This is a genomic window from Streptomyces niger, from assembly GCF_000718305.1.
Lineage (GTDB): Bacteria > Actinomycetota > Actinomycetes > Streptomycetales > Streptomycetaceae > Streptomyces > Streptomyces niger.
This window is the reverse complement of sequence record NZ_JOFQ01000001.1, coordinates 104,656-122,888: the sequence shown is the minus strand read 5'-3', so window position 1 is coordinate 122,888 and position 18,233 is coordinate 104,656. Positions and strand designations below refer to the sequence as shown.

The window sequence follows — 18,233 nt, the reverse complement described above, 5'->3', positions numbered from 1 at the left end:
GCGTGCGCAGTACCGCGGCTGTGCAGGCGGCGACGGCGCACAGGGCGGCGGGCAGCGCGCAGGTGAGGTTGAGCGGGGGCAGGACCTCTCAGCGAACGTACCGAACCACCACTGCGTGCGTGAGCTTGCTTTCCGAACATGTCGGATGTTCACTCGGGGAGTGACCACGACAGCGAGCACCGACCGGCTGAGGCGCATCACCGAGGCCGTACGCGAGGCCGGCCGGATGGGCGTCGCCGAACTGGCCGAGCTGACCGGTGCATCGGAGATGACCATCCGCCGCGACCTGGAAGCACTCGCCGGCCAAGGCGTCCTGGAGCGCTACCGCGGCGGCGCCCGCAGCCTGCTGCTGCGCGGCGAGGAGCCGCCGTTCGCACTGCGTGCCCAGGAGGGCGTCGCCGCCAAGCGGCGGATCGCCGCCGCGGTCGCCGACCTGCTCGCCGACGGCGAGTCCATCGTCCTCGACAGCGGCACCACCTGCCTGGAGGTCGCCCGCGCGCTGGAATCCCGGCGGCTGACCGTGCTGCCGCTGTCCCTGCACGCGGTGAACGCGCTGACCGGTGCGCCACGACTGACCCTGCTCGTCCCCGGCGGCCGCCCCAGACCGGGCGAACTGGCGCTGACTGGCCCCCTGGCCGAGGCATCGCTCGCCGCCCTGCGCTTCGACACCGCGATCATCGGCTGCTGCGGACTGTCGGCGGCGAACGGCCTGACCGCCTACGACCTGGAGGACGCCGCGGTCAAGCGCGCCGCCATCGCCTCGGCCCGCCGCGTCGTCGCCGTCGCCGAGGCGGACAAGTTCTCCCGAACGGCGCTCGCCCTGGTCGCGCCGGCCACCGCCCTGCACACCGTCGTCACCGACGAGTCGGCGCCGAACGAGGAGACGGACGCCCTGATCGCCGCGGGCGTGACCGTACAGAAGGTGTGACCGCGCCCCGGTACGCGAACCACGGCACGCAGCACTGCGTGACCGGACCGACCGCGCACGCGTACAGCACCGTCCCGACGCCGACGGTCCCGCCGAGCAGCCAGCCCACCGCGAGCACCACGATCTCCATCAGCGTGCGGACCTGGCGCAGGGAGCGCCCGGTCACCGCGGCGGTGCCGGTCATCAGCCCGTCCCGCGGCCCCGGGCCGAGGCGCGCACCGACGTAGACGGCCACCGACAGCCCGTTGAGCAGCACCCCGCCGACCAGCAGGGCGACCCGGACCGCCAGCCCGAGGTGCTCGGGGAGCAGCCGGAGGCCGAGGTCGGCGGCGCACGCCAGCACGACGATGTTGGCGACGGTGCCGAACGTCGGCCGCAACCCGAGCGGAATCCACCACGCCAGTACGAGGACGCCCAGTACGGCGCTGACCGTGCCGAAACTCAGGGACGTGCGCTCCGCCACCCCCTCGTACAGCACGCTCCACGGATTGACGCCCAACGAGGCCCGCACCAGCACCGAGAGGCTGAACCCGTACAGGGCGAGGCCGACGAACAGCTGGGTCAGCCGACGCAACGGCCGCTCGCGCAGGGGGAGATAGCCGAGCGAGGGCAACTCCCGCCGCTGTCGCTGCCCCTCTCGCTGTCGCTGCCCCCGTCGTTGCCGCTGCCGTGCCATACCTGCCGCCTCCGCAATGCGTCTCGTGCGCCGCGCCCTCGTGGCCGGCCATTGCGGGCAACTCTGTACAGTGATCGGCTCCGTTCCCATGGCCAATCCCGGAAGAATGGTATGGCTGACGCGTCTCCGCCTTCGCAGGCACCTGCCGACTCCCCCGAGCATCGGTGCACCCCTCCCCGGACGTATCCCCGCGCGGACACGGCAGGCCGCGCGGAACGCGCCCTCGGCGGGCACCGACTCGCCGCGCTGCTGCCCGACCCGGCGGGGGAGAGGCCCGTCTACCGCCATCTCGCCCGAGCGATCGGTGCGCTGATCCTGGACGGACGCATCGCACTGCACGTCAGGCTCCCCGCCGAGCGCGAACTGGCCGCGGCCCTGAACGTCAGCCGGCCCACCGTCACCGCCGTGTACGACCTGCTGCGGGAGGGCGGTTACGCGCGCAGCCGGCAGGGCTCCGGTACGTGGACGACGCTGCCGGAAGGCCGCACGCCCAGGGGAGTCGCGCGCCTCCTCGCGCCCCGGGAGACCGCGATCGACCTGGCCAGGGCTGCCCCGAGCCTGCCCGAGGGAACCATCGTCGAGGCACTCGCCCGAATCGCACCTCACCTGGCCGCCCAGCTGCACACACCCGGCTACCACCCCTACGGCCTGCCGGAACTGCGCGCCGCCGTCGCCGAACGCTTCGTACGACGCGGCCTGCCCACCCTGCCCGAACAGATCCTGGTGACCGCCGGCGCGCAACACGCCCTCACCCTCGTCCTCGGTCTCCTCTGCCGCCCCGGCGACCGCATCATGACCGAGAACCCGTCGTACCCGAACGCGCTGGACGCCATGCGCCGCGCCCGGCTGCGCACCGTGTCCGTCCCCGTGACCGACGACGGCTGGGACATCGAGATCACCGAAGCGACGTTCCACCGGGCGGTGCCCCGACTCGCCTACCTGACCCCCGACTTCCACAATCCGACCGGCTGCCTCCTGCCCGAGCACGCACGCGCCCGGGTACTGCGCGCCGCGGAACGCTCCGGAACTTGGCTGGTCATCGACGAAACGCTGGCCGAACTCGCCCTGGACGTGCCCGCTCCGCCGCCCTTCGCCTCCCACGCAGCGGCGGGCTACGGGACCGGCCGCCTGATCACCATCGGTTCGATGAGCAAGACCCACTGGGCCGGGCTGCGCATCGGCTGGCTGCGTGCGCCCGCCCAGCTCGTCACCGAACTCGCCGGTCAGCGCGTCGCCACCGACATGGGCGGCTCGGTGCTGGACCAACTCCTCGCGCTGGACCTGCTCGACCGGGCCGACGCGCTCCTGCCGGACCGCCTCGCCCAACTCCGCGACCAACGGGCCGCACTGGCGCAGGCGTTGACGGAACACCTCCCGCAGTGGCGCTGGCACCTGCCGCCCGGCGGCCTGTCACTCTGGGCCGAGCTGGGTGAACCGATCGCCACGGCCCTCGCCGAACGGGCCTGGGAACACGGCGTACGCATCGAGAGCGGCGCCCACTTCGCCACGGACCCGGGCCTCTTCGAGCAACGCCTCCGCATCCCGTACACCACCGCACCGGACACCCTCCGCGAGGCCGTACACCGCCTGGCCACGGCCCTCCCCGCCGCCCTGGCGCGTCCCACCTCCGCCCGCCGACGCCCCCACTGGATCGCCTGAGAGGCGGGGCCGCTCACCGCCGGGCGAGCCACGCCTCATCGAGGGCGAGGTCCTCCAGCTGCGCCATGGTCAGAGCCGGTCGGGCACGGTCGGCGGGACGGCCTCGGCCCGGCGAGGAGCCCGGTGCGGAACGGGATGGCGACCCGGTGGCTGACCGTGTCCCCGTGCACGGGGTGGCCCTCGGGGCTCAGTACCGAGTACGACTCGATCCGCGCCCGGTACAGCCGGTTGGGTGCGGGGTCCCGGAACTGCGCGGGCGGCCGGTACCGCTCGGAGCGCGCGGCCGGGTCGGGGTAACGGCGGGAGTAGTAGATCTCGCATCCCTCGGCCAGCGCGTCGCCCTGCAACGCCTCGGCCCGGCCGCATGCGTAGAGGCCCTGGCCGCCCCCGTCGGGCGGATTGGAGTCGAATACGACGATCGAGACCACCGGATTGCGCTCGATGTTCAGGGAATGCACGGATTCCGCTCCCGAGAACCAGTAGAACGCGTCCTGATCGTCCCAGGCGTGGGCCAGCGGAGTCACCATGGGAACTCCTGCGGTCGAAGCGGTGCCCAGCGTCATGTAGCGAGTGGTGCGCAGGATATGGCTTGCGACAGCACAGAGTTCCTCGACCGAGACGGACACGATGCCCTCCAGTGGGATGTGCGCCGATGACGCGGAGCAGGGCGGGTGCACGGCCCGGATGTCCGGTGCGTCAGCACGGCTGCACGGGTCGTCGTGCTTGCGGACGCGCCCAGTGTAAGGAGGCCGACAGCGCCATCGAGAGCGTTCGGGCCGTGCGGCCATCGCGTGCGCCCACTACCGGCCGTCCTGGACCTACGGCCGCTCGAAGCCGGCCGGTGCGCACGCCGCCCTTCCGGACGGCGCGCACACCCGGAAGGGCCCGGTACTCCCGGTACTCCGTACGGGCGGCTCCGGCGGCGGCGCAGGAACCAGCGTGCCGGCCCTCGCCGACCGCGTCGGCCCTTGCGAGCCGAACGCCCGTCAGCTGTCGACTTCGGTCTTGTCGCCGCCCCAGAGGGTGTGGAAGACGCCGTCGCGGTCGGTGCGGCGGTAGGTGTGTGCGCCGAAGTAGTCGCGCTGGCCCTGGGTGAGGGCGGCGGGGAGGCGCTCGGCGCGCAACGAGTCGTAGTAGGCGAGGGTGGCGGCGAACGCGGGGGTGGGAACGCCCTGCCTGGCGGCGGTGGCGAGCACGTCGCGCCAGTCGTCCTGCGCGGCGGCGATCTCCTCGGCGAAGCTCTTGTCGGCGAGGAGGCTCGGCAGCTGGGGCTGTGCCTCGTAGGCGCGGGTGATCCGGTCGAGGAAGGCGGCCCGGATGATGCATCCGCCGCGCCAGATGGCGGCGACCTTGCCGAGGTCGAGGTGCCAGTCGTACTCCGCGCTGCCGGCGGCCATCTCGTGGAAGGGAGACGGAGCGGGCGAAGACGGCCTCGGCGATGCCGGAGACGGGAACGCCCAGGTCCAGGGCGATCTGCACGGTCCAGCGGCCGGTGCCCTTCTGCTCCGCCCGGTCGAGCACCACGTCCACGAACGGCTTGCCCGTCGCCTCGTCCACATGGGACAGCACTTCCGCGGTGATCTCGATCAGGTAGGAGTCCAGGCGCCCGGTGTTCCAGGTGCGGAAGACGTCCGCGATCTGCGCGGTGGAGTATCCGGCCACGTCGCGCAGCAGCTGGTACGCCTCGCCGATGAGCTGCATGTCGGCGTACTCGATGCCGTTGTGCGTCATCTTCACGAGTGCTGGTCCGTGGTGGTAGCACTGCCGCTGTTACCTGTGTTTCCCCTGGTCACAAGCCATCTTCTGCTTTGTTGATCTTGGCGTTTCCTAGCGGTCCGAGACGGGCTTTGGCGGGGCTTATGCTGACCTGTTGCTGACTTCCCTGATGGGGTGTCATGGATAGCTGTCGCAGTCGACTACCCCTTCGTGGGTCGGCGCTCCGCGCAGTAGATCATTTGACGGAGCGGAACCGAACCGTTTGCTGATTCCTGCTCGCTGAGGCCGGGGGGCCTTCTGCGATCCGGTGTGGCGACCGTCATCAGCGGCCTGCTCACCGGCATGCTGCTCGCGCGGACCATTTCCGGCGTGGTGACCGAATACATCGGCTGGCGCCCGCTGTTCCTCGCGGCCGCCGTCCTGATGAGCATCGTCAACGTCATTCTGCGCCGCGCCCTGCGCACCATGGACGTCGAAATCCCGCACCGCGCCCCGTACGGCGAGGTGTTGCGCTCCACCCTCCGCAGCTACCGCGCCACCCCGGCGATCCGCGTCCGCTCCGCCTACGGCGCCCTGGGCTTCGCCGGCTTCAGCATCTTCTGGTCCACGGCCGCCCTGCAGCTCAGCCGGGCCCCGTTCCACTACTCGCCCGCCGTCATCGGCCTGTTCGGGCTTCTGGGCGCGGCGGGCGCCATGGCCGCAAACCTCACCGGCCGCGTGAAGCGGCACACCCACCCCATGCCGACCGCGCTCGCCGTCGCCCTGATCGCCCTGGCGTACGTGGTGCTCCTGTTCGCCGGCCGGACCCTGGTCGGCATCGTGGTCGGCATCCTGATCCTCGACATCGGCGTGCAGGGGCTGCATGTGCTCAACCAGCGGATCATCTACGACATCGACGCGGCCGCGCGCAACCGGATCAACAGCATCTACATGACCTTCTACTTCCTGGGCGGCGCGCTCGGTTCGGCGGTGGCGTCGTTCGTGTGGACGCGGGCGGGGTGGACCGGAGTCTGCCTCACGGGCCTCGGTGTCACCGTCTTCGCCGTGGCGCTGTGGGCCTTCACCTCCCTGCGTGGCAAGGAGGCAGTGGAGGCCGACTGACCGCGGCAGGCCGTGCCTGCGGTTTCACGGGACGGGGCCAAGCTCTTCGTGCCTGCCGGCAGGCATGCGGTGGCTCCTGCTGTTCCCCGCCGCTCGGAAGGATGTGATGCGGGCCTGCCGTGCCCGCATCACGCGGTTCCACGCTGTACGGCGGCAGATCCTGCGGGACCACCCGGCCGAACTGCTGCCCATCGTCTATGACCCCACGGTCGGCGAGGCGATCAAACGCTACTCGCACGAGTACCGTCGCCCGCGCGACGTGTCGTCAGCCGGCGGGCGAAGCGAAGTGGCCAGCGTCTGGCGCGCACAGCGAGGCGCACCACGGTGCGGTGTTCACAAGCAGCGCCTCCAACACTTCGCCGGGATGACCGCCCGGCACCTCCACGCATCGTCCCCTCGGGAACCGGCCCTCCGCAACGGCGATCTGTTCATTCGGGAGTGCCACTGCCAAACCAGCGCAGTATGTCGTAGGCATAACTGCGGCCCGTGAGCGGCCGATTGTCGTCGAGCGCGAGCTCTCGCAGAAACGAGACGACAGACTCAACGACATCACCGGAGGTGTCAAGGACGGCGTATCCGGGGGACCTGGTCTCCAGCCCGACGACGGAGCCGACGCGGGGGACAGTTGCTCGCCCCTCGATCAGCTCGCGGTGGTGGTCCTGCATACCTCTCCTTGAGGCTCGGGACCGCCCTGTCCAACGAGCCAGATAAGGTGCAGTTGACACACCATGCCCGACACCCCCCTGCATCGAGCACCAGCATCCCACGGCGTGCGGCTTGCTCGGCACCCCTCGAAGCGGGTGTGCCGAGGGTATCCGGCTCGTGGCCCGTCCCGGATGCGGCCCGGCGAATGCGGCCGATCGCTCGGCCACCCGGTGTTCGGCGGACCGCGGCGGGCGTCGGGGACAGGATGACCGCAACGACCGGGGCCCACGCCGGGCCGCCGGCACACTCCTCCTGGAGCGGTTCATGCACCGAGAGGGAACTGACACAGCAGAAAACACCGGGCGCGCGCCGCGGGCGATGCGTACGGGCACGGCCGTGGGCGTCACCGTCGCCGTGCTGGCGGTCACCAACCTGGCCAACAACCGCTGGTGGCCGTCGTTCGGGATGCTGACCGCCGTGGTGGTCAGTGCGGTGCTGCTGGGAGTGCTCTTTCTGGCCGGCGGCACCTGGGCGGATGCGGGGCTGGCTCCTGCCACGCTGGGGCGTGGGGCGCGCTGGGCCGTGTTGCTGGTCGCGTTGGTCGGTGTGGTGTACGCGGGGGCGGCCCTGTTGCCGGCGACCCGGGGCTCGTTCGCGGACGAGCGGTACGGCGCGCTGACGGGTGGTCAGGTGGCGCTGCGGGTCCTGGCGACGGTACCGCTCGGCACGGTGCTGCTGGAGGAGGTGGCCTTCCGGGGTGTGCTGTACGGCCTGGTGCGTAGGGCACGGGGTGCGGTGTGGGCGACGACCGTGTCGAGCGTGCTGTTCGGGCTGTGGCATGTTCTGCCGTCGCTGCACCTGGCGAGCGTGAAACCCGTGCTGACCTCGGTGTTGGGCAGTTCCACTTACGGTGCGACGGTTGCCGTCGTGGGCGCAGTGCTGTTCACGGGGGCCGCCGGCGTGCTCTTCTGCGAGTTGCGCCGTCGTAGCGGCAGTCTGCTGGCGCCGATGGGCCTGCACTGGGCGGTCAACGCGTTCGGCTACCTGGTCGGTTTCCTGCTGCGGTGATCGACCCGTCACTTCCCGACCGCGATGATGTCCTTGAGCCGGTCGAGTTGGTGGGCGGACATGTCCGGGGGCCGCATGACGGTGTTCCACGCGTCGACGTATTCGGTGGTGTACGTGTGACCGTGGCCGCTGGGTACGCCGGTGGCGAAGGGGAGGTCCGCGGTGACCTGCCAGAAGGTGACGAGGGGTAGCCACACCATTTGCTTGAGCACGTCCTCGCCCGGGTGCTGGCCGATCCAGTCCGGCTTGCTGTGGACGAGGCGCGGACTCCACCAGACGATCGGGTCGGAGGAGTGCATGAGGTACAGGACGCGACTGCCCTTCCAAGGCCGGTCCGACGGCGGAATCTGTGCGGCCGGATCGGTGGCGAACCGTACGGTCCGGCCGTCCTTGTAGACGGGCTGGATCTCGGGGCTGCCGGCATCACGGTGGTCGCTGAACTCCCGGAACAGGGTGTTGAAGGCGGGCGGACCGGCGAACAGGGTGCCCGCGGTGCGGTTGCGCAGGTCGTACTCCCCGCTGAAGGCGGTCTCCCCGCCGAAGGACCCCAGGCTCTCACCGGCGACGAACAGCCGCGGGCGGTGGCGCGGCGGCAGTTTCGACCAGTCGTCGTAGACCGCGTCGAAGAGGGCACGGCCCGCCTCCCGGGCCTTGGTCTGGTCGACCAGGTAGGAGAGCCACGACGGCAGGTAGGAGTACTGCATCGCTATGGTGGCCGAGTCGCCGCCACTGAGGTACTCGAAGGTATCCACGCACGCGGGATCCACCCAGCCGCTTCCCGTCGTTGTCACCACGAGCAGGTTCTTGCGCTGGAAGCCGCCCTGCCGGGTCAGGTCGTCGACCGCCTTCGCGGCCCGGGCCTCCGCGCTGTCGGCCGACTCCAGTCCGGCGTACGACCGGACCGGCTCCTGCGCCGCACGGCCGGTGAACCGCTCGATCTGTGTCGTCGAGGGGCCGGTGCCGGTGAAGTTGCGTCCTTGCAGGCCCAGGGTGTCCCACGGCACGAGCGAGCCGGGACCGCCGGAGCGAAGGGTCGTCGTGGGCCGGTGGGCCCCCTCCTCGGTGGTGGTGTCGCGTAGTGAGAACGCGTCGTTGGCGAGGGTGACGAGGCCGTTGAGCAGCAGGCCGGTGACGAGCGCCCAGACCAGGGCGGCGACCGCGGCCCAGCCGACGGCGGCCGCCGCGCGCGGTCCGATCCAGCGCCTGAGCAGGCGCACGAGGCGCCGGTACAAGGCGCGGATGCCGCGTGCGGCCAGCAGCAGGAGGCAGAAGACCAGCGCCGCGATCAGCGGCGAAACCACGGCGAGCGGGACGTTGTAGTGAGTTACGCCCATCAGCTGCCGGATCTGGTGCTGCCAGTACTGCCCGAAGCCGAAGAAGAGTCCGAACAGGAAGACCGCGCCGAGGAGGAAGACCGTCCAGGACTTGCGCCGTGCGGGCCGTGGCTCGCGATCGGCGAACGCGCGCCATAGCCATGCGGCGAGTACACCGGCCCCGTAACCGAGGGCGGCGTTGATGCCGCAGATCAAGCCTTGCAGGATGCCGCCGCGGGGCAGCAGCGACGGGGTGAAGGAGAGACAGGCGAACAGGAGCGCACCCCAGCAGCCGGGGAGCGTGAGGGACAACAGTTCCCGGTGCTTGCGGGACCTCGGTGGCTGAGCAGGGCTCTCGCTCACCGGCGCGGTACCCGCGCCCGCTGCGTCACGGGACGGACCGGTCCGCGGCCTTGATGCTTCTCCCGCCATGGCTGCCTCCGTCCGGAAGGGTCCATCAAGACAGCGTGGTCACCGATGCCACCGAGACCAGTGCGGCCAGTGCGGTCAGTGCAGGATCTTGTCCTTCGCCTGCTGGAACTCGGACTCCGTGAGGTTGCCGCGGTCCCTGATCCGGGTCAGTTTCGCCAGCTCCTCGGCCTGACTGGTGCGGGACGTGCCCGTTGCCGCGGTCCGGCGAACGTACTCGTCGAACGCCTCCTGCTGAGCCTGCGCCCTGCTCACTTCGCGTCGGCCCATGCCGCGGCCCCTGGCGAGGACGTAGATGAGGACACCGATGAGGGGCAGTACGAGGACGAAGACGATCCAGCCCGCCTTGGCCCATCCGTTCAGCCGGTCGTCGCGGAAGACGTCACCGATGACGCGGAAGAGCAGGAAGAACCACAGCATCCACATGAACAGCCAGAACGTGGTCCAGAAAACGCCGAGCAGTGGATAGTCGTACGCGAGGGTGACGGAACCGCTCATGGTCTTCTCCTTCCTCTCGCCCATCCCGCCGGAACGGTGTGACCGCGCGGGGCGGTGGCGGAGCCGTGAGAGGGACATGCAGCGCGGAAGAACGTATGCGGGTTCGTTCCGAAGGCGGACGGCCGGCGTACGGTCTTCACGGCCGCGGTCCTGGGACACCCTGTTGCTGACAGTAGGGCGACTGTACGGAAGGGGCCATAGCCGGACGGGAAAAAGGCGGCGGTGCCGGGAATCGCGGAGGGTGCCGCGCGGCGGGCTCCGTGCCGAGCTGGGCGGAGCAGGGGGGAGGCGCTGATGAGTGCTTGGCACCGAATCGCTCGGCAACGGGGTACTGCCTGGTCACCACGGAGCGCCGTGGCACGGGGCGGACAGCCCGCGGGGCCCAGGGCCCGGCCGGCAGCGGGGGAGCGGTGTGGGCACGGCTGTCGCTGCTGACGGCAGCGGCGGCCGTGACCGTGCTACTCGTGTCCTCGGGGCTCAGGGCGTTTGCTTTGATCGGTGTGGGGACCAGCGGCGTGGTGGTGACGGTGGCCGCCATCTGGTGGGCCCTCACGCATCGAGGTGTGCCGCGGATTCTCGCCGTCGTACTGGCCGTTGCCGCGCCGACCCTGATGCTGGTGCAGTACGTGCGGCACCACGTCACATGGATCGCCGTGCTGTCGGCCGTGCTGTGGTTGTCCGCCGTCGTCGCCGCCCGGACAGCGCTGGTGCGCGTAGACCGGCCGGCCGCGATGCCGGAGTACCCCGCCTTCCCGCCACGGCAGCCCTTCCTGATCATGAATCCGCGTTCCGGTGGCGGCAAGGTCGAGCGTTGTGGACTGCGGCAGAAAGCGGAGGCGCTGAGCGCAGACGTCGCGCTGCTGGAAGGGCCGGGCACGGTCGACGTGGCCGGGCTGGCGCGGGAGGCGATCGCCAAGGGCGCCGACCTGCTGGGGGTGGCCGGTGGGGACGGCACTCAGGCCGTCGTCGCTGAAGTGGCCTCCGCGCACGGCGTACCGCTGCTGGTCATTCCGGCGGGGAGGGACCTTTGGCCCACCGCCGGGTCCGTCGTACCTCTGGGGAGCGCCCCTCGAAGGGCCCAGGCTGGCCGCAGCGGAGGGAGGCGGAACGAAGCTGGCTATGCACAAACCTGCCCCGTCCTGCCCCGTCGCGACAGTCCCGCCGGCGGCCGCGGCGTGTGCCGGCATCGGTGGCCCGGCCGGCCGGTTCCGGGCCGAGAGAAAGTGGAGGGCCATGAGCAGCATTGCGCACCGTATTGCCGCGCTGTTCCGGATCAAGGCGCACAAGGCCTTGGACCGGGCCGAGGACCCGCGCGAAGTACTGGACTATTCGTACGGGCAGCAGCAGGAGTTGCTGCGCAGGGTCCAGCGTGGCGTGGCCGATGTGGCCACCAGCCGCAAGCGCGTCGAGCTGCAGGCGACCAGGCTGGAGCAGTCGGCCGGCCGCCTGCAGGACCAGGCGCAGCAGGCGCTCGCCGTCGGGCGGGAGGATCTCGCCCGGGAGGCGCTCACCCGACGGGCCGCGGTGGCCTCGCAGGTCACCGATCTGCAGGGGCAGCAGGAGTCGTTGCAGGCGCAGGAGGAGAAGCTCACCCTGGCCGCGCAGCGGCTGCAGACGAAGGTGGAGGCGTTCCGTACCCAGAAGGAGACCATCAAGGCCACGTACACCGCGGCCGAGGCGCAGACCCGCATCACCGAGGCGGTCACCGGGATCGGCGAGGAGATGGGCGATGTCGGCATGGCCGTCGAGCGGGCCCGGGACAGGACCGAGCAGCTGCAGGCGCGGGCCGGTGCGCTCGACGAGCTGATCGCCTCAGGCGCGCTGGAGGATGCGACGTTGCCTGCGGGCCGGGACGACATCCAGGCCCAGCTGGATGCGGCCACCGCGGGCCGGGATGTGGAACTGGAGCTGGCCCGGATGAAGGAGCGGCTTCCGTCGGCCCCCGCGCCGGCCGCGCTGGAGGAGGGCCGTCCAGAGGACACATCGGGCGAGGGCAAGGAGGGGCTGTCGTGATCATGCGGATTCTGGGCGAGGGCCAATACGAGATCGCCGCATCGCATCTGGACCGGCTCAACGCACTGGACGTCGTATTGCAGGCGGCCGCTGCCTCCGGCGACGAGGCGGAGTTCGCCGCGGGCCTGCGGGAGTTGCTGGACACGGTACGCGCCCTGGGCACCCGCCTGCCCGACTCCGACCTGGCGCCGTCCGACCTGATCCTGCCCGACGAGGACACCAGCCTGGACGAGCTGCAGGAACTGCTCGCCGACGAGGGCCTGATCCCGGGATGAGATGAGGGGACGATGGGCAGCCGCTTCCGCCCCGACCGGCAGCTGACGGCCGGTATGGCGGTGACGATGGGCGGCCAGCAGCCCCGCCGCTCCGGCGGCCGGGACCGCCGCCCGCCCTGGTCTTCACCCATCCCACCCTTCAGTGCCGCCTGGACCAACTCGCCGGCATATCCGCCGATTTCAGTGCACCGGGATGAGCCGGTAAGCGCCAAGTAGCGAAGCCGATGAAGACCCCGCCGAACGGCTGAGGAGCGAGCCGATCAGGAGGCCGATGAGGCCGCAGGTGAGCGGTCCACACGCATACGCGCGGCATTCTGTGGCCGGGTCTGCTGCCGCTCCATGGTGGTGAGTGCACGGACCAGCGACATGCTGAAGGCCAGATCATGGGTGCACAAGGTTCGCCGTACGCATCCGGTCCGTATCCGCCGCATCAGGACCACCCGTCCAAGGGAGCCAACCCGCTGCGGCGGACATCCGACAGGATCGAATCCTGGCTCTCCCGGTTCCTGATGCTCATACTCGCCATCGGACTGCCGGCGGCCTCGCTCAGCGCGGGACTGACCGCATACGAGTCCTCGCTGCGCACGGTGCACGTCCAGTCGGCGCAACGGCACGAGGTCACCGCCCGACTGACGTCGCATGCCGACGAACCACAAGACGCCGCGTACGCCAAGCAACGGGCGCAGGTCCGTTGGACCGACAAGAACGGCGCGGAGCGCACCGGAACCGCCATGGTGAAGTCGGGTACGCCCGAGGGCGCCACCGTGCGGATCTGGCTGGACCGGGACGGAACCATCACCGGTCCGCCGATGACAGCGCACAGCGCAATGGCCATGGGCTGGATGGCGGGCGGAGGGACGGCGGTCGCCGTGGCCGCGGGACTCTTCGCGGCACGGGCGGGCATGCGCCTGGCGCTGGACCGTCGGAGGTACGCGCAGTGGGACGCCGAGTGGGATCTGGTGGAGCCGCGGTGGTCCGCGCGCTTCCGCCAGTGACCGACAGCAGGCCGCACGGGAGCCGAGGAGGCGACGCCGATGTCCGACGCCACGACCACCGATGTGTACGAAGTGACGATGGCCATGTCCTACCCGCGGGAGAACATGACTGGTCCGGCCACGTTCAGCCTCCTCGTCCGCGACCTCCCCGCCGACCGCGGCTTTCTGGTCGCCGCGGGGCTGGAGCCGGTACCCGACTACCTGTCCGGCTTCCGGATCGGCCGCGACGACATCGATGCCTTCGCCTCCGCGCTGCACCGGCCCCTGCGGGACCTTGAGCCACTGCGCGGCCTGGAGTTCACCCGGTCCGCAGGCAGGCTTCCAGGCCGCCCGGCTCGGTGCCATGGTCGGTTTCGCCGGTACCAGCGACGTGGCCGCCGCCACTGCCGAGGGCATACCTGCCGTCGGCACGATGGCCCACTCCTACGTGGAAGCGTTCCCGACGGAGGAAGAGGCGTTCCGCGCCTTCGCACGGTGCCACCTGGTGGAGCTGGAGCTTCCTGGTGTGGACAAGGATCAGATCGCCGTAGAAGTCACCGACGGCGAGCTCGACGTCCATGGCGAGATCAAGGAGAAGGAACGCACCGGCGTGGTCCGGCGGAACACCCGCCACATCGGGCAGTTCGACTACCGCACCAGTCTGCCGCCGAACGCCGATACGGGAGCGGGACCAGCAGTTCCTTCGCCCCAAGCTCTCTCCGGGCCGCGTTCGCGGTGGTCGCGGTCTCGGCCTTACGGGTGCCGCGGGCGGGGCTCATGCGGATCCCTCCAGAGTGGACAGGTCGCCGGTGAGCAGGCCGAGTTCGCGGGCGCGCAGCAGCCGGCGTATGACCTTGCCGCTGCGGGTCCTCGGCAGGTTCTGGTCGAAGGCGATCTCCCGGGGCGCGACGGCGGGACCCAGCCTGCGGCGGCCGAAGGCCAGCAGCTCACGCTCCAGCGCGGGCGTTGGTTCGGTGCCGGGGCGCAGGGACACGAACGCCTTGACAGCAAAGACGCTGCCAGCACATCTCCGTCCGCGTGGAACGATGTCGCCCTCAGCGACCAGGATCGCCGGGCACCACATCGGCAGCCGGGATGGAGCGCCCCGCACCGCCCCGTACCACCCTGGCGGCGGGGCACTCATGGCAGACAAGGCAGAGGCTGCCTTGTTCTGCCCGTACCTCCTGCACGACGCCGACCACGGTGTTCACCGTGATCACGAGCAGGATCACGGCAGCGTCGGAGAGATCACCAGTGGCGATCGTCAGAGCGGCGGCCACGAGCAGCACCAGGATCAGCGGGTCGCGCAACTACTGCAACACCCGCCGCCACACGGGGTCGGCGGCTCGGTGGGGATCTTGTTGGGCCCGTAGCGCGCCAGTCGCCGCGTGGCTTTTTCCAGCGACAGACCCACCGCGGTCAGTGCCGGGCTACGGAGGCCGTCGGCGTCCGCATCAGGCATCCGGCTGCCCCTCTGCTGCTCTGCGATCCGGTAGCTGCTCGCAGGTGTCCTGACTGGTCTGTGCGCTTGTGCCATCCACCGCTCCCGTCCTGTGTGGAGCCACCTTCAGGGGACGACGCCCTGCCGCTCAGGAAGCTCCACCAAGAAGCCCTACCACCGATGACTGACCGATCGGCGGACCGACGTGAACACCGGGCCGGCGGCGTGTGGCAACACACCGCATGTGCCGGCGCTGAGCATCCGCGCCCTGTCGCGTTACCGCCGTACGGGTCAGTGCGGTGCGTGCCGGGACGGTGCCGCGGTGTGGCGGAACAGTACTACCGCGGCGAGGAGCAGGCCGCCGAGCCAGGCGAAGGCGATGAGGAGGGGGCCGGTCTCGTCGAAGGAGGGGGTGAGAGCGGCGTCGTAGAGGACGCGGCTCGCGCCGTATCCGGGCGTGGCGTGGGCGAGGGCGGAGAGCTCGGGGTTGAGCATGGGGCTCTGTTCGATGCCGAGGTCGAGGAACGGGATCAGGAAGGCGATGAAGACCCCGCCGACACGGCCGAGGAGCGAGCCGATCAGGACGCCGATGAGTCCGTAGGTGAGAGCGATCAGGGTGTTGGCGGCGATGTACAGGCCCCATTGGCGCGCATCGAAGACGGCCGCGGTGACGGCGAGTGAGACGGCGGTCGTCAGCAGTGCGCTGAACGCGATCGTGGCCAGCCGGGAGGCGAGCAGCGGGCCGGGGCGGAAGCCGGCCAGGGCCAGGCGCCGGTCGGCGGAGCGGGCGTCCAGGACGGTGAAGAGCCCCACGAGAGCCGCCAGGGAGGCGATGGCGGTGGGGGCCATGAACCCGGGGTGGGTGTCGGGGAACCAGAAGCGCACGGTGATCGTGCGACCCGCCTCGGGCAGGGCCAGAGTCTGGTAGTGCTTGGGAGTGGTCGGCACGGTGAGGAGCACGAAGACCGTGGGGACGGCGACCAGCAGCGCCCACAGGACGCGATTGCGGCCGACTTCGCGCAGCCCCATCCGTACCCCTGTCGTCAGTTGGTACACGACGGAACCGGGAGCGGAGCGGCGGCGCGGCCGGGCGATCCGGCTGGTACGGGTGATGACCGTCCAGCTGACGGTGATTGCGGCGGCGGTCCAGGCCAGGGACCAGCCGAGGTCGCCGATGCGGCCGCCGTGGCGGGAGGGCAGGTCCGTCATCCACAGCGTCACGAAGTGCGTCGGCAGGGCGCGGGTGCCGACGCGGTCGGCCGAGCCGAACGCGGCGCCGAAGAAGACGTCCAGAATCCATACGAACAGGATGAGGACGGTGCCGTTGACCGGTCCGGCGACCAGAGCGCCGATGAGCGCTCCGGTGGCGAGGTAGATCACGGCGTACATCAGTGTTCCGGCGACGGCCCTCCCCGGATTGTCGATACCGGTACGTGCCGCGAGTGTTGCCAGGGAAGCGGCGGCCGCCACCAGTGCCAGGGCCAGGCCGGCGGCCATCCGGGCGCCGACCAGACGGGCGGGTGCGAGCCCGGCGAGCACCAGGCGGCGGTCGGTGGCACGGGCGGCGCGCACCTGGAAGTACATGGCGATGGCGGCGATGAAACCGGCGGCCCAGCCGGCCGTGGCGGTCTGCGTGGCCGGGCCGCCCTTCCCGCCGAGCAGTTCGGCGGCGTCCGCGAGAGCCCCGTCGGCCACCACCACGAACACCACCGGCACCAGGACGAGCATCATCACGTTGACCGGATTACGGGCGGCCGCCACCAGGAAACGCCGGGTGAACAGGGCCGTGGCCATTCTGGTCGTGACCGTTGCCATTCTGGTCGTCATCGCGGCACCGCCCGTCCGTCCCTCAGCTGCACGATCCGGTCGAAGCGCTCCTCGTCCGTCACGAAATGACTGATGATCAACACCGAGCGGCCTGCCTTCAGGCGCTCGCCGACCAGGTCCCAGAACCGCAGATAGGTGTCGAAGTCGAAGCCCGCGTACGGCTCGTCCAGCAGCAGCACCTCGGGGTCGGCCAGCAGCGCGAGCCCGAGGTTGAGCTTGGCCAGGGTGCCGCCGGACAGTCGGTCCGTACGGGTGGCGGCGTAGCGTTCGAAGCCGAGTGCCGCGTAGAGGCTCCGACGGGCGCGTCGCTCGCCTTCCTCGGCCATGGCGTAGGCGCGGCCGAACAGTTCGAAGTGCTCGTCGCAGGTGAGGCGTTCGTAGACGACGGGTTCCTGCGGGCAGTAGCCCAGCCGCCCGGTGTGCGTCACCCGGCCGGCGTCCGCGGCCAGGGCACCGACCAGGATCTTCATCAGGGTGCTCTTGCCCGAGCCGTTCTCCCCGACCAGGCCGACCACTTCACCGGGGCCGAGAGTGAGGTCGACGCCTCGCAGCACCGGCAGCCGACGGCGGAGGGGCCACACCCCGCGCGTGTACGCCTTCTCGATGCCGAACGCTTCAAGGACCGTGCCACCGAGGGGTGGCCCGGCCAGGCTCATCGCGGGCGCCTGCGGGACGGCGGCGAGGACAGGCCCGGCTCGGTGTCGCGCTGCTGCGGCGGGGCGGCCGACGGAGCGGGAGCACCGGTGCGGGGAGCCCTGCGGCGTGGCCGGAAGGCAGGTGTGCGGGCGGCGTAGTCGGCCCATTCCTCGCCGAATTGCCGGGCCATGTCGCGTTCTTCGTTGCGGGCGAGGCGGGCGTAGACGTACACCAGGACCGGGAACATGATCAGGGTGGGGATGGTGGGCCACTGCAGCAGGAAACCGATCATGATGAGGAGGAATCCGTCGTACTGGGGGTGCCGCACCCTCGCGTACGGGCCGGTGACGGCCAGGCGGTGGTGCTGGGCGGCCTCGTGCAGATGCCGCCACGCGGCAGCGATGAGCCAGAATCCTCCGCCGATGGCGACGTAGCTGGCGAGGTGGAAGGGGCTGAGGTGGGGGTCACCGGACCAGCCGGTCAGGTCGTTCCACAGGTGCCCGCCGGCATGGGTGTCCTTCAGCAAGGGGAACCGGGAGCCGAGCCAGCTGCCGAGCAGGTAGATGGTCAGCGGGGTGCCGTACATCTCGGTGAACAGCGCCACCAGGAAGGCGGTGTAGGCGCCCATGGCCCGCCAGTCCCGCTTTGTCTTCGGATGGAAGAAGCTGGCCGCGAACACCACGAACAACAGGGTGTTGAACACGACCAACGGCCACAGCCCATATGCGGCGTCGGCCATCACGTCCTCCTCGTGCTCGTTGTTCTCGGCGTCTTCGTCCTCGTCGAGAACGTGCGGTGGCCGTGGGCGAGGACGGCCATCCGGCGGGTGTACGTGGCCGCGTCGATCCGGCCGTGCAGCCGCCGGCCGACCAGCCACCGTTCGGCGGCCTCCGGTCCGGCGCGGCGGCCCCGCAACCGGGCCGGCGGCGGACAGCGGGACTCGCCGGGCCCGATGAGGCGCACCGTGTCGTAGAGCACGCCCAGCAGCACCAGGCCGAGCAGCATCGCGAGGAGACCGCCCATGCTGTCCTCCC

The 18,233-nt window shown here is 70.7% G+C and carries 19 protein-coding genes and 5 pseudogenes; 11 read left to right on the top strand and 13 right to left on the bottom strand.

Annotated elements, in window-relative coordinates; translation table 11 throughout:
- The first annotated feature begins 160 nt into the window (after positions 1-160).
- Positions 161-928 carry a DeoR/GlpR family DNA-binding transcription regulator gene (locus IF20_RS00585; protein ID WP_267881113.1) on the top strand — a complete coding sequence of 256 codons (768 nt, stop codon included), beginning with the start codon at positions 161-163 and terminating at the stop codon, positions 926-928.
- Here the strand turns inward: IF20_RS00585 and yczE are convergent.
- Positions 855-1,604: a membrane protein YczE gene (gene yczE, locus IF20_RS00580; RefSeq protein ID WP_234426436.1), complete on the bottom strand. Its 750-nt coding sequence runs from the start codon at positions 1,602-1,604 to the stop codon at positions 855-857. The genes IF20_RS00585 and yczE overlap by 74 nt on opposite strands.
- A gap of 111 nt (positions 1,605-1,715) precedes the next feature.
- Here yczE and yczR point away from each other — a divergent pair, with 111 nt between their 5' ends.
- Positions 1,716-3,263, top strand: a complete 1,548-nt coding sequence (gene yczR, locus IF20_RS00575; protein ID WP_110943659.1) for a MocR-like transcription factor YczR — start codon at positions 1,716-1,718, stop codon at positions 3,261-3,263.
- A gap of 35 nt (positions 3,264-3,298) precedes the next feature.
- Here yczR and IF20_RS00570 read toward each other — a convergent pair whose 3' ends face one another.
- Together IF20_RS00570 and IF20_RS00565 are read right to left on the bottom strand one after the other, a co-directional pair.
- On the bottom strand, positions 3,299-4,051 hold the full coding sequence (locus tag IF20_RS00570) for a pyridoxamine 5'-phosphate oxidase family protein (RefSeq protein WP_110943658.1): 753 nt from the start codon (positions 4,049-4,051) through the stop codon (positions 3,299-3,301).
- 198 nt (positions 4,052-4,249) lie between these two features.
- Positions 4,250-5,018, bottom strand: a pseudogene (locus tag IF20_RS00565) (NADP-dependent phosphogluconate dehydrogenase); the annotation flags it as partial.
- Positions 5,019-5,288: 270 nt separating this feature from the next.
- Between IF20_RS00565 and IF20_RS00560 the strand changes: the two are divergent.
- Together IF20_RS00560 and IF20_RS40825 are read left to right on the top strand one after the other, a co-directional pair.
- Positions 5,289-6,080, top strand: a complete 792-nt coding sequence (locus IF20_RS00560) for an MFS transporter (RefSeq protein WP_052862889.1) — start codon at positions 5,289-5,291, stop codon at positions 6,078-6,080.
- A 154-nt stretch (positions 6,081-6,234) separates the two neighbouring features.
- Positions 6,235-6,366: pseudogene (locus IF20_RS40825) on the top strand (hypothetical protein); the annotation flags it as partial.
- A gap of 142 nt (positions 6,367-6,508) precedes the next feature.
- Here IF20_RS40825 and IF20_RS38845 read toward each other — a convergent pair.
- The gene (locus IF20_RS38845; protein WP_052862888.1) at positions 6,509-6,745 is read right to left on the bottom strand and encodes a hypothetical protein; all 237 of its coding nucleotides are present in this window, start codon (positions 6,743-6,745) and stop codon (positions 6,509-6,511) included.
- Positions 6,746-7,121: 376 nt separating this feature from the next.
- On the opposite strand from IF20_RS38845, the gene IF20_RS00550 reads away from it, so the two are divergent.
- Positions 7,122-7,793 carry a CPBP family intramembrane glutamic endopeptidase gene (locus IF20_RS00550; protein WP_110943762.1) on the top strand — a complete coding sequence of 224 codons (672 nt, stop codon included), beginning with the start codon at positions 7,122-7,124 and terminating at the stop codon, positions 7,791-7,793.
- Positions 7,794-7,801: 8 nt separating this feature from the next.
- Here IF20_RS00550 and IF20_RS00545 read toward each other — a convergent pair whose 3' ends face one another.
- Both IF20_RS00545 and IF20_RS00540 read right to left on the bottom strand, forming a co-directional pair.
- On the bottom strand, positions 7,802-9,418 hold the full coding sequence (locus IF20_RS00545) for an alpha/beta hydrolase (RefSeq protein ID WP_052862886.1): 1,617 nt from the start codon (positions 9,416-9,418) through the stop codon (positions 7,802-7,804).
- Between the two features lie 195 nt (positions 9,419-9,613).
- Complete coding sequence (locus tag IF20_RS00540; protein WP_052862885.1) at positions 9,614-10,033, bottom strand: SHOCT domain-containing protein; 420 nt, start codon at positions 10,031-10,033, stop codon at positions 9,614-9,616.
- A 611-nt stretch (positions 10,034-10,644) separates the two neighbouring features.
- Between IF20_RS00540 and IF20_RS40645 the strand changes: the two are divergent.
- The 6 genes and pseudogenes from IF20_RS40645 to IF20_RS39700 form a co-directional block, all read left to right on the top strand.
- Positions 10,645-11,040 (top strand): annotated as a pseudogene (locus IF20_RS40645) (diacylglycerol kinase family protein); the annotation flags it as partial.
- 226 nt (positions 11,041-11,266) lie between these two features.
- On the top strand, positions 11,267-12,046 hold the full coding sequence (locus IF20_RS00535; RefSeq protein WP_052862884.1) for a PspA/IM30 family protein: 780 nt from the start codon (positions 11,267-11,269) through the stop codon (positions 12,044-12,046).
- Between the two features lie 2 nt (positions 12,047-12,048).
- Positions 12,049-12,321 (top strand): PspA-associated protein PspAA, encoded by a 273-nt coding sequence (pspAA, locus tag IF20_RS38840; RefSeq protein ID WP_234426473.1) that lies wholly within the window; start codon positions 12,049-12,051, stop codon positions 12,319-12,321.
- Positions 12,322-12,704: 383 nt separating this feature from the next.
- A complete protein-coding gene (locus tag IF20_RS00525) occupies positions 12,705-13,316 on the top strand; it encodes an Rv1733c family protein (protein WP_052862882.1) in 612 nt (203 codons plus the stop codon).
- Between the two features lie 39 nt (positions 13,317-13,355).
- A pseudogene (locus IF20_RS38835) lies at positions 13,356-13,797 on the top strand (hypothetical protein); the annotation flags it as partial.
- Positions 13,798-13,800: 3 nt separating this feature from the next.
- Positions 13,801-13,917, top strand: a pseudogene (locus tag IF20_RS39700) (Hsp20/alpha crystallin family protein); the annotation flags it as partial.
- Positions 13,918-14,070: 153 nt separating this feature from the next.
- On the opposite strand, the gene IF20_RS00515 reads toward IF20_RS39700, so the two are convergent.
- The 7 genes from IF20_RS00515 to IF20_RS00490 form a co-directional block, all read right to left on the bottom strand.
- On the bottom strand, positions 14,071-14,289 hold the full coding sequence (locus tag IF20_RS00515) for an AMP-binding enzyme (RefSeq protein ID WP_052862880.1): 219 nt from the start codon (positions 14,287-14,289) through the stop codon (positions 14,071-14,073).
- Positions 14,290-14,350: 61 nt separating this feature from the next.
- A complete protein-coding gene (locus IF20_RS39695; RefSeq protein WP_234426435.1) occupies positions 14,351-14,605 on the bottom strand; it encodes a hypothetical protein in 255 nt (84 codons plus the stop codon).
- Positions 14,590-14,757, bottom strand: a complete 168-nt coding sequence (locus IF20_RS39690) for a cation-transporting P-type ATPase (protein WP_234426434.1) — start codon at positions 14,755-14,757, stop codon at positions 14,590-14,592. Before IF20_RS39690 ends, IF20_RS39695 begins: the two co-directional genes overlap by 16 nt.
- 270 nt (positions 14,758-15,027) lie before the next feature.
- On the bottom strand, positions 15,028-16,563 hold the full coding sequence (locus tag IF20_RS00505) for an ABC transporter permease (protein WP_052862878.1): 1,536 nt from the start codon (positions 16,561-16,563) through the stop codon (positions 15,028-15,030).
- The gene (locus IF20_RS00500) at positions 16,560-17,219 is read right to left on the bottom strand and encodes an ATP-binding cassette domain-containing protein (RefSeq protein WP_052862877.1); all 660 of its coding nucleotides are present in this window, start codon (positions 17,217-17,219) and stop codon (positions 16,560-16,562) included. The genes IF20_RS00505 and IF20_RS00500 overlap by 4 nt, the downstream gene beginning before the upstream one ends.
- A complete protein-coding gene (locus IF20_RS00495; protein WP_052862876.1) occupies positions 17,216-17,938 on the bottom strand; it encodes a methyltransferase family protein in 723 nt (240 codons plus the stop codon). The genes IF20_RS00500 and IF20_RS00495 overlap by 4 nt, the downstream gene beginning before the upstream one ends.
- Complete coding sequence (locus tag IF20_RS00490; protein ID WP_052862875.1) at positions 17,938-18,222, bottom strand: hypothetical protein; 285 nt, start codon at positions 18,220-18,222, stop codon at positions 17,938-17,940. The genes IF20_RS00495 and IF20_RS00490 overlap by 1 nt, the downstream gene beginning before the upstream one ends.
- Positions 18,223-18,233 lie beyond the last annotated feature (11 nt).

Excerpts from the sequence above, each read along its gene's own strand:
- yczE (WP_234426436.1), bottom strand. The coding sequence starts at position 1,604 with ATGGCACGGCAGCGGCAACGACGGGGGCAGCGACAGCGAGAGGGGCAG.
- yczR (WP_110943659.1), top strand. The coding sequence starts at position 1,716 with ATGGCTGACGCGTCTCCGCCTTCGCAGGCACCTGCCGACTCCCCCGAG.
- IF20_RS00570 (WP_110943658.1), bottom strand. The coding sequence starts at position 4,051 with ATGGCCGCACGGCCCGAACGCTCTCGATGGCGCTGTCGGCCTCCTTAC.
- IF20_RS38845 (WP_052862888.1), bottom strand. The coding sequence starts at position 6,745 with ATGCAGGACCACCACCGCGAGCTGATCGAGGGGCGAGCAACTGTCCCC.
- IF20_RS00540 (WP_052862885.1), bottom strand. The coding sequence starts at position 10,033 with ATGAGCGGTTCCGTCACCCTCGCGTACGACTATCCACTGCTCGGCGTT.
- IF20_RS00535 (WP_052862884.1), top strand. The coding sequence starts at position 11,267 with ATGAGCAGCATTGCGCACCGTATTGCCGCGCTGTTCCGGATCAAGGCG.
- pspAA (WP_234426473.1), top strand. The coding sequence starts at position 12,049 with ATGCGGATTCTGGGCGAGGGCCAATACGAGATCGCCGCATCGCATCTG.
- IF20_RS00525 (WP_052862882.1), top strand. The coding sequence starts at position 12,705 with ATGGGTGCACAAGGTTCGCCGTACGCATCCGGTCCGTATCCGCCGCAT.
- IF20_RS39690 (WP_234426434.1), bottom strand. The coding sequence starts at position 14,757 with ATGCCTGATGCGGACGCCGACGGCCTCCGTAGCCCGGCACTGACCGCG.
- IF20_RS00505 (WP_052862878.1), bottom strand. The coding sequence starts at position 16,563 with ATGACGACCAGAATGGCAACGGTCACGACCAGAATGGCCACGGCCCTG.
- IF20_RS00500 (WP_052862877.1), bottom strand. The coding sequence starts at position 17,219 with ATGAGCCTGGCCGGGCCACCCCTCGGTGGCACGGTCCTTGAAGCGTTC.
- IF20_RS00495 (WP_052862876.1), bottom strand. The coding sequence starts at position 17,938 with ATGGCCGACGCCGCATATGGGCTGTGGCCGTTGGTCGTGTTCAACACC.
- IF20_RS00490 (WP_052862875.1), bottom strand. The coding sequence starts at position 18,222 with ATGGGCGGTCTCCTCGCGATGCTGCTCGGCCTGGTGCTGCTGGGCGTG.